Genomic DNA, 13532 nt, shown 5'->3' on the forward strand with positions numbered 1-13532 from the left:
CACGAGCCCCGCGAGCGCGACCTACCTTCGAGCACGACCTCTTAGACTCGGGCGCATGTCCAGCCCGCCAGTGTCGCCTCTGACGATCCTCGCTCGCGTGCTGCTTGTTCCCTACACAATCGCGCTGGCTCTGATCGTCTGGCTGCCGGCGACCGCAGCGTCGAAGGTCACCGGCGTTGTATTCCGAGTCGCCCGGTTTGTGAGCGCACACACCGACATCTCACTGACGACCAGTTACGCAGTGTTCGAGTTTGTCGCGAACATCGCCCTGTTCGTGCCGCTCGGCCTGCTTCTCGTCGCCGCCTATCCCCGCGCGAACGCCTGGGTCGTGCTACTGATCGGATACTCGGCCAGTGCGACGATCGAGCTGGTGCAGACTCTGCTGCCCAGCCGGTACCCGACTCTTTCCGACGTGATCGCGAATGCGCTCGGCACCGCGATCGGATGCCTCATCGCGCGTGTGTTCGTTCGACGCGAGACAATCTGGCGAAATAGTGATTGCGTTACGCGCGTAACCCGGTAGACTGCAGACGCGGCATGGGAACCGCAAGTGGGTGGGGATCCACTTTCAACTGGGGATGATCTGGGGAGATCATGGGGACGCTGAACGTCGGCTGCGCCGCCCGAGATATCGACCGTCGAGTCGAGCATCCGGGAATGCGTGCGCCTTTCGCACGTCCCTACCCCACGCTCCGCGCCCCGCCTGACACCGGCTGACACAGCCCGCACAGTCCACGGGTGCCGCTGGGGAGCGTCACCCGTACCGCGACCAAGGTCGCGGAGCAGCGCCGGCCCGTCGGCGCTGTGTCGAGCATGCTGTCTGCGGCGGTGAGCTCCGAGGAAATCTGGGGAGAATGTCGCACTGGGGTATGCGAACATCAGCGGCTCGCAGCGCCGCGTTCCCGGCTCAGCCGAGCCGGGAACGCCGCCGACCCGCAGCGGAGCAGGCGCTCGAGCCTGCGCCGAGTCACGAGCCTGCGCGCGGTGCCCGACGTCGTCGTGGCACCGCGCGCGCCAATCGCTTCGTGCTGCGCGGACGCCGCGCGACGCGCACGAAAAAAGTGCTCTCAGCCGTCTATGCAGCATCTGCACTGTGCGCTACTGTGAGCGACATCCGAACTGCAGGACAGTGAACATCGTCTGGGGCGATGAACACAGCGTGATGTGGGATCACGTGTTCTACGACGTCACAAGGGGTTGTGATGACGGATGCCCGTGTGCGCTCGCACACGGTTACTGGGGAATGAAACTGGGGAAGCAATGTCGCACTGGGGTATGCGTGCATGCATTGCTCGGGGTGCACGGACATGACGTCCGTGGAGAACGCCCTGAGCTACACGCGAGAAGAAGCGGTCGTCGTCTCGACGCCGATTCCTCGCGTTCGGGTCGAGACGAGCACCGCGGCCATGCCGCGCGTCTCGCCGTCGCTGGAGCATCGTCTGCAATGGGAACGGGCGTACCGCGTCCGCCTCGGAGCGACCGATGCCGCCGTGATCGTGATCGCCGCAGGCATCACGGCCGGCACCCAGCTCCAACTGGGTGAACCGCCCGCGCATGTCGTGTTGCGTGGTGCGCTCATCGCAGTGGCGTGGTTCGCCATGCTGCTGGTGATGCGCACCCCGCACGCGGCGCTGTTCCGCACGAGCGCAGAGGAGTACCGCGGCATCGCGCATGCCTCGGGGCTCGCGATCGGCCTGGTGGCCGTCGCAGCCGTGCTCTTCGACTGGGACTCGATGCGACTCACCGTGCTCATCACCCTCCCCTGCGGGCTGCCCGGCCTGCTGATGAGTCGGTGGGCGTGGCGGCGCTGGCTTCGCAGCCAGCGCCGCCATGGCCGACTCACTTCGCGCACCCTCGTCGTCGGCAACCGCGACGAGGTGGAGTACGTCGCCTCGGTGCTCGCACCGCTGGGCACAGCCGCCGGCTACCAGGTGGTGGGCGCCACGCTGCTCGACGAGAACGCTCGCGAGCTGAGCTTCGGCGGCGCCCCCGTTCCCGTGCTGGGCAACCTCAACACCGTCGCGCAGGTCGCCTCAGACCTGAGCGCCGACACGATCATCGTCGCCGGACGCCCCGAACGGGACCCCGACTTCGTCAAGCGCCTGGGCTGGCAGCTCGAGGGAACTGCGGCCGAGCTGGTGCTCTCGAACCGGCTCGCCGATGTCGCCGGCCCGCGACTGTCGTTCGCCCCGGTCGACGGGCTGCCTCTCATCAAGATGCAGATCCCGACCTACGAGGGTGGCAGGCATGCGCTCAAGCGGGTGCTCGACATCGTGGTCGCCGCTTTCGCGCTCGTGCCGATCGTCGTCATCACGCCGCTGCTCGCTCTGCTGATCAAGATCGACTCGCCCGGTCCGGTGTTCTTCTTCCAGGAGCGCGTCGGCCGCGACGGCCGGCGGTTCCAGATGGTGAAGTTCCGCTCGATGCATCCGGATGCCGAGGCGAAGCTCGCCGCGCTGAAGGCCGCGAACGAGGGCTCCGGCCTGCTCTTCAAGATGAAGAACGACCCGCGTGTCACCCGCGTGGGCCGGGTGCTGCGCAAGCTCTCGCTCGACGAGCTTCCGCAGTTCTGGAACGTGCTCGCCGGCGACATGAGCGTCGTCGGTCCCCGCCCGCCACTGCCGAGCGAAGTCGGCGACTATGACGGCACGATCTCGCGCCGGCTCTACATCAAGCCCGGTATCACCGGCCTGTGGCAGGTCTCGGGCCGCAGCGACCTCAGCTGGGACGAGAGCATCCGCCTCGACCTTCGCTACGTCGAGAACTGGTCGGTGATCACCGATCTGCAGATCATGTGGCGCACGGCCCGCGTGATGTTCGGATCGAAGGGGGCGTACTGATGACTCTCATCGACCGCGTCAGCGGATCCGTCGTCGGATCGCTGATCACCGGCATCCCCTACATCGACATCGACGGCACACCGGTGCACATCGTCGACGACGAAGATGCCCGTGGCATCATCGCCGATGCAGCGAGCCACCTCAGCACCCGCCCGCTCGCGGTGGTGTCGATCAACCTCGACCATGTGCATCATTTCGGTCTGTCGCAGTTGCGCGCACGCCACCTGGATGCTGAACCCGTCTCACCTGAGCTGGAGTGGCTGAACCTCATCGACGGTGCGCCGATCGCCGCACATGTCCGGCGCATCAGCGGAGTGCCGTGCCCGAAGCTCTCGGGCAGTGACCTCATCGGTCCGGTGCTCGACGATGCCGCCGATGCGCGGCTCTCGGTCGGGGTGATCGGCGGGATGCCCGAGGTGACGGATGCGCTTCAGCGTCGCCTCGACGTCGACTGGCCGCAGCTGCGCTTCGCCGGGCACTGGACGCCCAGTCGCGAAGAGCTCGCCTCACCCGTCGAGTCGATGCGGATTGCCGCCGAGATGCGTCGAGCCGGCGTCGATGTCGTACTCGTCTGCCTGGGCAAGCCGCGACAGGAGCAGTGGATCGCCCGGTACGGGGCCGCCACCGGGGCCGGCGCCCTGCTCGCCTTCGGAGCCGTCGTCGACTTCCTCGCCGGGCGCGTCTCGCGCGCCCCGTCGTGGATCTCGGATGCCGGCATGGAGTGGGCCTGGCGGCTCATGCTCGAACCGAAGCGACTCGCCCGGCGCTACCTCATCGAGGGGCCGCCGGCCTACCTCGCCGTGCGCCGATCCGCCGCCTAGTCGGAGCGAGCGGTCTCAGCGGAGCGATCACCGTGCAGGCGACTACTCCTCTTCATCAGCATCCACGCCACTGCCGCACCGATCACGGCACCAGCCGAATTGGCCGCGATATCGCGAACACTCGACAGCCGATCCGACAGCTGCAGCTGCAGCAGCTCGGCGACGAACGACACGGTCACTGAGAGCAGCACCGAAACCCAGGCGCGACGCAGCAGAAGCGCAAGCAGAAAGCCCAACGGAATGAACAGCACCACATTCGCCGGCACCTCGATCCACCCCTGGCGGAAGTCCTCGACGCCGAGATCATGCTGCACCCACGCCACCAGCGCGCCGAGAATGCGTCCGGGCCCGATCGGCGAGAGCAGCAGCGCACCGGCGGCGAGCAGGTATGCGGCCAGCGCCCAGGCTGCCCACCGCGGGCGGGGCTCGGGCGTCGGCATGCGACGAGTCTCGCACACGGACCGCCAGGCGAGAGAGGCGCACTCATGAACCCGGTCACGACGGCGGCGGCATCCGTCATCATCCCTGCGCACAACGAGGCGGCGGTGATCGGACGCACCCTCTCCCCCCTCGCCCGCGCCGCCGAGCGGGGCGACCTGGAACTCATCGTGGTGTGCAACGCGTGCACCGACGGCACCGCCGGCATCGCTCGCGGCTTCGCTGGAATATCGGTCATCGAGACAGACGTCGCCTCGAAGACCCATGCCCTCAACCTCGGCGACGCGAGCGCGACGGTGTGGCCGCGCATCTACCTCGACGCGGACATCGTCGCCGACGAGCAGAGCATCCGCGAGACAGCGGCCGTTCTCCGTGCGCAGCGCTGGCAGGCCGCCCGCCCTCAGTCGCAGTTCGTCACCACCGACACCGGCCCGATCGTGCGCTCGTACTACCGAGCCCGTTCGCGGATCCCCTCTCTGCACACGGCCATGTGGGGCGCCGGGGTGTACGGGCTGTCCGAAGAGGGACACCGGCGACTCGGACGCTTCCCCGAGGTCACAGGCGACGATCTCTGGGTCGACCGACTGTTCGCCGCTCATGAGAAGACCGTGGTGGCCACGGGGCCGGTCGCCGTGCAGGTGCCGCGCACCTTCGGCTCACTGGTGGCGATCAGCCGTCGCAACGTCAGCGGCGCGCGTGAGGATACTCCCCCATCGTCGTCGCCCGCAGCCATCGCGGCGACGACGGAACACGATCCCGGTGGAGTGCTGCGAGAGCTGTTCGGCACCGTGCGGTCACCGCTGACTGCGCTGGATGCGCTCGTGTACATCGCCGTCGCGCTCAGCGCGCGTCTCCCCCGCCGAAGCCGACGCTGGGAGCGTGATGACACTTCTCGACGCTGACGACCAGACGGCTCGCATCGCCGCCATCATCGTCACCTACAACAGCGCAGCAACGCTCGGGTCTCTGCTCGCCTCTCTCGACGCGAGCACCGTGGGGGTGCGCGCCATCGTCGTCGACAACGGCTCCGCCGACGACACGCTCGAAGTCGCCGCAGGTGAGCCGCGCGCTCTGACCATCGCCACCGGAGCTAATCTCGGCTACTCGGGCGGCATCAACATCGGCCGATCGTACGTGCGCGCCGGCGAGCACGTCGCGATCCTCAATCCTGACCTCACCGTCGAACCCGACATGCTCGAGCGCCTTCTCGAGGTCATCGAGGCGGATCCCGAAGTCGGCATCGCGGTGCCGCAGCTGCGCCGTCTGGGCGACGGCAAGCGATACAACGGACTGCGCAGAGAGCCAAGCGTGGCGCGCGCGCTCGGCGAGTCCCTCTTCGGCGACCGGTGGACAAGTCGTCCGCGTTGGCTCGCGGAGACGATGCGGGCGGATTCTGAGTACGAGCGGCCACGCGACATCGCCTGGGGCAGCGGCGCTGCGCTGCTCATCTCGAACACCTGCAATGCCGCAATCGGCGAGTGGGACGCCGAGACCTATTTCTTGTACGCAGAAGAGACCGACTACGCCCGTCGTGCACGCGAAGCGGGATTTCGAGTTCGGTATCAGCCCGGCGCGTGTGCCCATCACGAAGGGTCCGGCTCAGGCCAACCTGCGCCGTTGGTCGCACTCGTATCCGTCAATCGGGTGCGCTATTACGAGCGCCTGCATGGCCGCGCCAGCACCCGGCTGTTCCATCTGGCCGTGACGGCGCAGCACGCACTGCGCATGCATGACCCGCGCCACCGATACTCGCTTCCGATCGTGCTGAATCGTTCGCGCTGGAGTGAGCTTCCAGCAGGTGACCTAATCCCGGACTCAATACAGCTCCGTCGCGGCGCTGCTGTACAGTCTTCCGCCACCTTCACATCGGATGGGCCGTGACCGCTAAAGCCGTTTCAGCGCCGCATGTGATCACGCTCAACTTCCACGGTGTAGGCGAGCCGACGCGCTCCCTCGAACCGGGAGAGGAGCGCTTCTGGATCACTCCCGAGAACTTTCATCGCGTCCTCGACGTGGCTATCGCCCATAAGCGCTACGTGGAGTTCACGTTCGACGATGGCAACGAATCCGATCACCGCATAGGTCTGCCCGCCCTGCTCGCGAGGCAAGCCAGGGCCCGCTTCTTCGTCATCACGGATCGCATCGGCATGCCGGGCTCACTGAGCTCGACGCAGATGCTCGACCTGGCCGAGTCTGGAATGGGCATCGGCACGCATGGTGCCAGTCACCGGCCCTGGACCGAGCTCGCCCGAACCGGCGAGCTTCGGCGTGAGTTGATCGAATCCAGTCAGACTCTGCAGCAGATCGTAGGGCGGCCGACGCGGCACGCCGCGTTACCGCATGGACTGTACGACAGGGCGGTGCTCGACGAGCTGCGTGTACATGACTTCTTGCGGGTCTACACACTCGACGAGGGCTGGTCGCGCGCGCGTCCGTGGCTGCGCAACAGGTACTCCATCCTTCGCACCGACACTGCAGACAGCATCCGCCGCCTGCTCGACTCCCCCAACCGGGCAGCCGGCTTGTGGCCGCTGCGTCCAATCAGGCAGGCGGTGAAGAAGTGGCGATGACACAACGCATACCGGCGACCACGACCGGTTCCCCCGACTGGCACGGCACCCGACAGCAGTCCCCCTCGCGCTGCGGGTGCCGTCGCCTCAATCTCGCCGCGGTCGAAAGCGAAGACGTGAGCATCATCTCGAGGAAGACAGCACAACGGCCCTGCAGGAGGACTTCATGACCGCCATCGATCACCTGGTGCTCACCCGATTCAACCTGCCCACGCCTGGCCCCGAGAGCTTGGTGCGCGCTCAGGAAGGCTGGCTGCGCAATCGCGTGGCCCTGTTCGAGCGGCACACCGTGCCCACCATGCGCGCGCAGACGGAGAACTCGTACACGTGGATGGTCTACCTCGACCCTCACTCGCCCGGGTGGCTGCTCGAGCGGCTTGCGCCCTTCGCCGATGAGGGGCTGTTCGTGCCGCTGTACCGCGAGCGGGTGGAGTGGACCGACGTCGTCGCCGATGCTCGCGAGGTGTTCGGCGACTCGCACGGCGAGCTGCTGCTGACGACCAACCTCGACAACGACGATGCCGTCGCCGTCGACTTCATCGCACGCCTGCAGCAAGCCGCTCGCCGGCATCCCGACCACGCGATCTATCTGCGCACCGGGCTGATCCTTCAGGGCGACGCGCTGTACCTGCGCGACGACCCCGAGAACGCGTTCTGCAGCGTCAGCGAGAGCTGGGATGCGCCGGTCACGGCCTGGCGGGACTGGCACAACCTGCTGCACGAGCATCTGCCGGTGGTCAGCTTGACCGGAACCCCGGCCTGGCTGCAGGTGATCCATGGGCAGAACGTCAGCAACCGCGTGCGCGGCGTGCGCACCGAGGCCGCGCAGCACCGCGCAGCGTTCCCGGGTCAGCTCGACGGCGTCACCGACACCCGACCCGGGCGTCTCTGGCTGGATCGCTCGGTGCTGCGTCCGCTGCGGGAGCTGCGCGACTCGAGCCGGGCGATCGGCAAGCGGGTGATCCTGCGGATCGGCGGGAAGAACTCGCTTGACCGGGTCAAGCAGGCGGTGCGCCGGTTCGGATGAGAGGGCTGGCGGGCGGACGCCGCGGCCCGTCCGCTCGGCTGATCAGCGCGCTGCCCACTGATCAGCGCACTGCCCCAGAGGCGCTCTGAGGCGCGTCTTCGCTCCCTACCAGACCGCTCCGCGGCCAGCGATCCCAACGCCGACGTGGCTGCGCTGATGTCGGGAACTGCTGCGCGTCGGCACTCGCAATGCTGCGCGTCGCGCCGCACAAGCCGATTGCGACGAAGAGCAACCCCGTTGCGATGGGGAAGGAGAATCCGTCGAAGAACGCGAGCAGCAGCGCCGCGGTCGCCACCGACACTGCAAGAGCGCGACCGATCAGCCGCGTGTCTTCGAGCGCGCCACCGCGTCCGGCGCTCGCACCGCTCCAGATCGCGGCAAGCAACAGAGCGGCGAACGCAAGCGTGCCGAGCAAGCCAGTCTCAATGAGGATGCCCAGCCACTGATTGTCGAAGATGAGATACCGCGGCAGCAGCGTGCCCGCCCCCACTCCGATCAGCGGGGAGGCACTGAGGAACACAGGCGCCATCTCTAGGCCTACCTGGCGGGACAGGGTGCTCGTGTCCGCGCCCACCCCGGCGAACATTCCCACGATCGTGCCGTACAGCCCCGGTGTGGCCACCATCACCGCGCCGCCCAGCAACACGCCGCCTGCGACGACCACGACCCGAAAGCGCTTGGGCAGGGCGGGGATCATCAGCACGATCGCCACGACAAATCCGATCAGGGTCGACCGCGACACCGCCAGGAACGAGGCCGCCGCGAGCAGCCCGAGGAAGAGCCACCAGCGTAGCCGCTGCGATTCCTGCCGATGACTCACGCGCAGCATCGCCACCGCAAGGGCAAGCGGCACCGCGATTGAGAGCGCGGTGCCGTATTCGAGCGGATGCGTCGCGGTGGCCGATGACCTCAGGAACATTCCTCGCGTGTCCACCCCGCCCGCCGACTCCGAGAAGCCGGGCAGCGCGTCGAAGGGCTCGAGAAAGCTCTGACCAGTCAAGAACTGCGCGATACCGAGCGCGGCCAGCGAGGAGCAAGTGATCACGATGCGCTGCACCATCGCCAGCAGCTCGTTCATCGAGCGAATGCCGTCGATGGCCACCAGCACCACGCCACTCCACGACAGCAACCTCAGCACAGACGAGATCGCAGGACTGACCTGATCAGCCGGCTGTCCGCGCAGCAGCGCGACCGCGAACCCGATCAAGACGATGACGAAGAACACCGCCAATGCGACGCGCACGGGCTGACGCACGGGGTCGAGATCGACGCTCGGGGACTGCACGCGGGTGAAGCCCCACCATAAGAAGAGGACGATCCCCCACAGGAACTGCGGACGCCCATATGCGCCGAGAGCGCTGAGAGCGAGGTTCGACGGCAGCGCAACCAGCAGCACGAGGTACACCGTCAACATGGCTACCGCCGACACACCCCGTCGACTGCGCATGCCACGGTGGGTGCTGGCCGAGATCGGGATCGGGACCGCGGCCTGTGCCGCTCGACTCACGGCATCCTCGCCGCAGGCTCGGGAACACGGCGGGTCTTCGGGTCCTCGCGCGGACCCGAAGCATCCTCCTGGACGTCGGTTCCGACCGCGGCGTCGATGATGTCCTCGTCGTCAATCGCCCGATTCGCCTCCTGCGCTTGTCCGTCACCGTCATCGGGCAGTACGATCCCCGGCGGCACCCGGCGCTTGCGCCCGCGACGGCGCGAACGCGAACGCGCGAGACCGTCGATGAGGGCAACCAGAAGCAGAGTCAGCACTCCGACGCCCAGGCCGGCGCCGCCTGCCGCGACCATCCGGTTCTTGGTACCAACCACTCCCTCGCTGTCCTGCGTAAGGGTGACCAGGGTGATGCGTTCGGCGTCCGGGATGCGCTCCGTGCTCTGAATGTCGCGGAGAGTCGTGTCGGTCAGTCTCACCAGCTCCTCCACCGCCTGACCAGCCGCTGCGTCGCTTTGAGAAACTGCGGTGATCAGCAGCACGGGGCCTGAGCTGAGTGGGTCACGGGTGACGGTGATCTCGACATCCGGATGCGCGTCGTTCACATCGGCGAGCACGTCCGGCGCCCCCATCTTGCGCGTCAGTACGTCGGCGGCTTGCGAGAGACCCCCCACGTACAGGAACGGATTCGCGTCTTCGGGGATTGTGGCGGGTCCGGGCAGCATGAGCTGTGTCGCCGTGCGGGTGAAGTCGACCTTGACGACTGTCCAGACACCATACGCGGCAGCCGCCGCGACGAGCACTCCTACGACGAGGACGTACCAGCGCCTGCGCAGCGCACCCATCATGTCGGCGATGTTCATACGTTCGCTGCCCCTTCGGTTGCACGCACTGTGCGCACTACTGACCGTCTCGCGCGCAACTGATCGATGCCGGCTCTTCCCTGTCCGCGGTGAGGCACATCGGAGCCTCGGTCGTAGCGCCAGGTGAGGACGAGACCGCTCAGGATCGCCCCGGCAGCGCCGAGCGCGATCAAGGCGAGCAGTTGCATACCTGGGCTGGGTGCGACGTGCTCGATATCCATGGACAGCGGCTCGACCTCATACTGCACCCGAGCATCGACGTCGATGCCGATCGCCTTCTGCTGAGCGTCGGCGGCGGCGAATACGCGGTCGATTGTAAGCTCCTGCTGCTCTCGAACCCATTCGCGAGTGGTGCCGACTATGTCGATCGCGACCTCGGCGAGGCGATACGACACTGACCATTGCCCGCCCACATCCGGCACGCCCACGAACACCCCCTCGCGCACCCCGATGCCGTACGGCCGCGCATCGGCATCCGAGTAGCGCACGCGGGTGATGTTCTGATCGGCCTCGCTGGCAACCGTCGCGGCAAAGGTGATGATGCCGGGTTCGGCAGAGCCTCCCTCATCGAGGGCGGCTCCAGTGGGCAGGGTGAACGCGATCGTCGTCCGGGTGGTGTATACACCCGACGACGACAGCAGCTGCCAGCTGGCGGCGATCGTCGCCACCGCGATGAGCGCCACGATGATCCATCGTCGCCGTAACATCCCCTGCATATCGCGCATGATCACGCGATCCCCTTCCCCAACTCAGTCAGTCCCCACTGGCGCTTTGAGTTGAGAGCAGCTCGTCGCCGAGCTTCCCCTGTATGAGGATCGTACCAATGCCCGCGTCACCGCGACACCCCTGACCCTCGACGCCGATGCCTCCTCGTGATTCACTGGGGCGGGGAGAGTCCGTTCGAGCTGGGGAGCATCGGGCCATGGGACGACGAGACGTCGGAAGAGTGATGGTGATGAGTGTCGCGATCGCGGTGGGGGCGGTAGCGGTGGCGTGCGTGCCGGTGCGCCATGAGAGTGAGCCGTCGGTGCCGACCGACAGCGCGGCGCCGCAGGGTGCGACGCGGGCGCTCGACTTGCCGCGTGTGCCGTGGGAGGGGGGATCGGCGTACTGGACGCAGTTCCCGGATGCTGTCGACTGGACCGCCCCATCGTTCTTTCCCATCGTGATCTGGTTCAACGGCGTCACTGACGACAGCGAAGTGCGGTGGGACAAAGCGCACGGCATCAACACCTACGCGGGAATGTGGGAGGGCACCGACTTCGCACTGTTTCCACGAAACGACGTCTATTGGATCGGCGAGCGGCTGAACGACACCTTCAACGCGGACTCACCGCATTGGCCGGGCGTGTTCCTCGACGATGAGGTCGATGGGCGCTACTCCCCCGCCGAGGGTCTGGCGCTGCTGCGAGGACTGCAGCGCGAGCACGGTGGAGCCGACAAGTTCACCTGGGCGAACTTCACGCAACTCGTCATCGGCGAGGACCTCGACGTGCCGGTGCAGGAGCAATACGTGAGCACCCCGGATGTCATCTCGGTGGACATGTACTGGTACACGATCCCGTTCTGCGACTGGCAGCCGTACCGGGGAGAGACATACATCGACCCCGTGCCGCAGGAGAGCTGCCGCACCGCCTCCAGCTATGGCCGCGTTCTCGGTGGGCTGGCGGTGCGTGACGAAGCTGACGGCCAACCGCGTCCACGCTGGGGTGTGGTCGAGAATCTCAACGGCTTCTCTGGCGCTGAGCACGTCCGTTACATCACCCCTGACGAACTCAAGGGCGCCGCGATGAACTCGATCATCAACGAGGCACGGGGCCTGCTCTGGTTCAACCAGTCCTTCTCGGGAGACTGCGAGAGCTCGGGCGTCGTCCGCCAGGCGCAGATCGAGGGCGATTCCTTCTGCGGTGCGAAGCAGGTGGAGGCGATGGGAGAGGTCAACCGGCTAATCCAAGACCTCGCTCCCGTGATCAACACCCAGTCGTACGTCTGGGACTTCGGCGAGGGGCTCGACACGATGCTGAAGGTAGACGACGGGCACGCCTACGTGTTTGCCATGACCGACGGCGGCAATGGCCGGCGCAGTCTCACGCTGCCCGACGGCATCCGCGGCACACGAGCCGACGTCGTCGGCGAGGATCGTCGGCTCGAGGTGCGCGATGGCGTGCTCGCCGACGACTTCAGCGCAGAGTCCAGCTTCCACATATACCGAATACCACTCTGACCCGTTCTCGGACGTCGTGCTCGGGTCGGCCGGCCATCCTCTAAATTGAAGATCGCGACGGCGATCTCGCCTTCAAGAAAGGGTTTCGACCTATGTGGCGAAAGCTCATCGGCAAGTCCCCACGACAGGTGGTGCAGCGTGCCGTGCAGCGCGTTGCCCAACGCCTCGACCTCGACGAACTCGCCTTCCCCCTGCTCGACCGTGATCTCGCCGATTCGCAAGGTGGGACGGCTGCCGGTAGCGAGCTGCCCGGCCCCGCTTCGGCCCAGACTGTACCAAGCGGCGCTGGGCGGCGCGTCGCGTGGCTGGCCTATCCTCCGCAGTCGGGCTCGGGCGGGCACACCACGATGTTTCGGATGATGGAAGCGTGCCGGGCGGCGGGGTTCGAGAACACGTTGCTGCTATACAACCGCTACGGCAATGACCTCGCCGAGAGCGCCGCGACCGTGCGCCGCGCCTGGCCGTGGCTGCAGTGCGAAATCGCCTTCGTGCCCGAGCGGATCGAGGGGTTCGACGCGGTGGTCGCCTCGGCCTGGTCGACCGCACATGTCGCGGTCACGCGTATGGCGCCGGGCACCCAGGGGCTCTACTTCGCGCAGGACTTCGAGCCGTTCTTCTACCCACGCGGCGGCGAATACGCGATGGCTGAGGACAGCTACCGCCTGGGTCTGCACATCGTCTCGCTCGGCGCCATGGTGCGCGACAGCATCCGCGAGCACACCGCCGTGGAATCGACGATGATCCCGTTCGGAGTGGATCGAGAGGTGTATCACGCGCTGCCCGGCACGCGCCGCAGGTCGGGAGTGCTGTTCTATGCCAAGCGCGGGAACGACCGGCGCGGCTACCGACTCGCGATCCTCGCCCTGCGCGAATTTCACCGCCGGCACCCTGACGAGCCGATCCACGTCTACGGAGACATGGCGGGCGACCTCGACGTGCCGGTCATCGACCACGGGAGCCTTCGCCCATCCGAGCTCAATGAGCTCTACAACAGCGTTGTGACCGGTCTCGCACTGTCGTTCACGAACATCTCGCTCGTCGCCGAAGAGATGCTCGCAGCGGGGGCGGTGCCGGTCGTCAACGACTCACCGCAAGCGCGGGCCGACCTGTCGAACCCCCATGCGCTCTGGGCGCCGGCCACCCCCGCGGGGCTTGCCGGCGCGTTGGGTGCGGCGGTGTCGCGGCTTGACCGCGACGATCACGCCCAGCGGGTCGCGCAGAGTGTGAAGACGGCCGCGTGGGACGAGACCGGGGCGCGATTCGCCGGCATTCTCACCGCCGTGCTGGACTCACCACGCAGATGAC

At 67.0% G+C, this 13532-nt stretch carries 13 protein-coding genes; 9 read left to right on the plus strand and 4 right to left on the minus strand.

The annotated features are described in order from the left end of the window. The first annotated feature begins 55 nt into the window (after nucleotides 1–55). The 3 genes from PGB26_RS01090 (at nucleotide 56) to PGB26_RS01100 (ending at nucleotide 3661) form a co-directional block, all read left to right on the plus strand. Nucleotides 56–523: a VanZ family protein gene (locus PGB26_RS01090; RefSeq protein WP_271638466.1), complete on the plus strand. Its 468-nt coding sequence runs from the start codon at nucleotides 56–58 to the stop codon at nucleotides 521–523. Nucleotides 524–1307: 784 nt separating this feature from the next. Further along, nucleotides 1308–2840 (plus strand): sugar transferase, encoded by a 1533-nt coding sequence (locus PGB26_RS01095; protein WP_271638467.1) that lies wholly within the window; start codon nucleotides 1308–1310, stop codon nucleotides 2838–2840. Further along, nucleotides 2840–3661: a WecB/TagA/CpsF family glycosyltransferase gene (locus PGB26_RS01100; RefSeq protein WP_271638468.1), complete on the plus strand. Its 822-nt coding sequence runs from the start codon at nucleotides 2840–2842 to the stop codon at nucleotides 3659–3661. Before PGB26_RS01095 ends, PGB26_RS01100 begins: the two co-directional genes overlap by 1 nt. Here the strand turns inward: PGB26_RS01100 and PGB26_RS01105 are convergent. After that, nucleotides 3658–4101: a VanZ family protein gene (locus tag PGB26_RS01105; protein ID WP_271638469.1), complete on the minus strand. Its 444-nt coding sequence runs from the start codon at nucleotides 4099–4101 to the stop codon at nucleotides 3658–3660. The genes PGB26_RS01100 and PGB26_RS01105 overlap by 4 nt on opposite strands. Before the next feature lie 45 nt (nucleotides 4102–4146). Here PGB26_RS01105 and PGB26_RS01110 point away from each other — a divergent pair, with 45 nt between their 5' ends. The 4 genes from PGB26_RS01110 (at nucleotide 4147) to PGB26_RS01125 (ending at nucleotide 7696) form a co-directional block, all read left to right on the plus strand. After that, nucleotides 4147–5001, plus strand: a complete 855-nt coding sequence (locus PGB26_RS01110) for a glycosyltransferase (RefSeq protein ID WP_271638470.1) — start codon at nucleotides 4147–4149, stop codon at nucleotides 4999–5001. Then, nucleotides 4982–5980 carry a glycosyltransferase family 2 protein gene (locus PGB26_RS01115; protein WP_271638471.1) on the plus strand — a complete coding sequence of 333 codons (999 nt, stop codon included), beginning with the start codon at nucleotides 4982–4984 and terminating at the stop codon, nucleotides 5978–5980. The genes PGB26_RS01110 and PGB26_RS01115 overlap by 20 nt, the downstream gene beginning before the upstream one ends. Then, entirely contained in the window at nucleotides 5977–6669 is a 693-nt protein-coding gene (locus tag PGB26_RS01120; RefSeq protein ID WP_271638472.1) for a polysaccharide deacetylase family protein, read from the plus strand. Before PGB26_RS01115 ends, PGB26_RS01120 begins: the two co-directional genes overlap by 4 nt. Before the next feature lie 166 nt (nucleotides 6670–6835). Beyond that, entirely contained in the window at nucleotides 6836–7696 is an 861-nt protein-coding gene (locus PGB26_RS01125; RefSeq protein ID WP_271638473.1) for a glycosyltransferase, read from the plus strand. Between the two features lie 61 nt (nucleotides 7697–7757). Here the strand turns inward: PGB26_RS01125 and PGB26_RS01130 are convergent, their stop codons facing one another. The 3 genes from PGB26_RS01130 to PGB26_RS01140 all read right to left on the minus strand — a co-directional run bounded on the left by PGB26_RS01130 (nucleotide 7758) and on the right by PGB26_RS01140 (nucleotide 10734). Next, nucleotides 7758–9110, minus strand: coding sequence for an O-antigen ligase family protein (locus PGB26_RS01130; RefSeq protein ID WP_271638474.1), 1353 nt, complete (start codon nucleotides 9108–9110; stop codon nucleotides 7758–7760). 89 nt (nucleotides 9111–9199) lie between these two features. Further along, nucleotides 9200–10003: a hypothetical protein gene (locus PGB26_RS01135; RefSeq protein ID WP_271638475.1), complete on the minus strand. Its 804-nt coding sequence runs from the start codon at nucleotides 10001–10003 to the stop codon at nucleotides 9200–9202. Continuing rightward, nucleotides 10000–10734, minus strand: a complete 735-nt coding sequence (locus PGB26_RS01140) for a hypothetical protein (protein ID WP_271638476.1) — start codon at nucleotides 10732–10734, stop codon at nucleotides 10000–10002. Before PGB26_RS01140 ends, PGB26_RS01135 begins: the two co-directional genes overlap by 4 nt. A 224-nt stretch (nucleotides 10735–10958) precedes the next feature. On the opposite strand from PGB26_RS01140, the gene PGB26_RS01145 reads away from it, so the two are divergent. Together PGB26_RS01145 and PGB26_RS01150 are read left to right on the plus strand one after the other, a co-directional pair. After that, complete coding sequence (locus tag PGB26_RS01145) at nucleotides 10959–12227, plus strand: hypothetical protein (protein WP_271638477.1); 1269 nt, start codon at nucleotides 10959–10961, stop codon at nucleotides 12225–12227. 128 nt (nucleotides 12228–12355) lie between these two features. Beyond that, nucleotides 12356–13531: a rhamnosyltransferase WsaF family glycosyltransferase gene (locus PGB26_RS01150; protein ID WP_271638478.1), complete on the plus strand. Its 1176-nt coding sequence runs from the start codon at nucleotides 12356–12358 to the stop codon at nucleotides 13529–13531. The last annotated feature ends 1 nt before the right edge of the window (nucleotide 13532 follow it).

The organism is Microbacterium sp. nov. GSS16 (genome assembly GCF_028198145.1).
GTDB lineage: Bacteria > Actinomycetota > Actinomycetes > Actinomycetales > Microbacteriaceae > Microbacterium.

Bases quoted from the DNA above. Each gene is read 5' to 3' on its own strand.
- PGB26_RS01135 (WP_271638475.1), bottom strand. From the start codon at position 10,003: ATGAACATCGCCGACATGATGGGTGCGCTGCGCAGGCGCTGGTACGTC.
- PGB26_RS01130 (WP_271638474.1), bottom strand. From the start codon at position 9,110: ATGTTGACGGTGTACCTCGTGCTGCTGGTTGCGCTGCCGTCGAACCTC.
- PGB26_RS01095 (WP_271638467.1), top strand. From the start codon at position 1,308: ATGACGTCCGTGGAGAACGCCCTGAGCTACACGCGAGAAGAAGCGGTC.
- PGB26_RS01125 (WP_271638473.1), top strand. From the start codon at position 6,836: ATGACCGCCATCGATCACCTGGTGCTCACCCGATTCAACCTGCCCACG.
- PGB26_RS01100 (WP_271638468.1), top strand. From the start codon at position 2,840: ATGACTCTCATCGACCGCGTCAGCGGATCCGTCGTCGGATCGCTGATC.
- PGB26_RS01145 (WP_271638477.1), top strand. From the start codon at position 10,959: ATGAGTGTCGCGATCGCGGTGGGGGCGGTAGCGGTGGCGTGCGTGCCG.
- PGB26_RS01105 (WP_271638469.1), bottom strand. From the start codon at position 4,101: ATGCCGACGCCCGAGCCCCGCCCGCGGTGGGCAGCCTGGGCGCTGGCC.
- PGB26_RS01115 (WP_271638471.1), top strand. From the start codon at position 4,982: ATGACACTTCTCGACGCTGACGACCAGACGGCTCGCATCGCCGCCATC.
- PGB26_RS01110 (WP_271638470.1), top strand. From the start codon at position 4,147: ATGAACCCGGTCACGACGGCGGCGGCATCCGTCATCATCCCTGCGCAC.
- PGB26_RS01090 (WP_271638466.1), top strand. From the start codon at position 56: ATGTCCAGCCCGCCAGTGTCGCCTCTGACGATCCTCGCTCGCGTGCTG.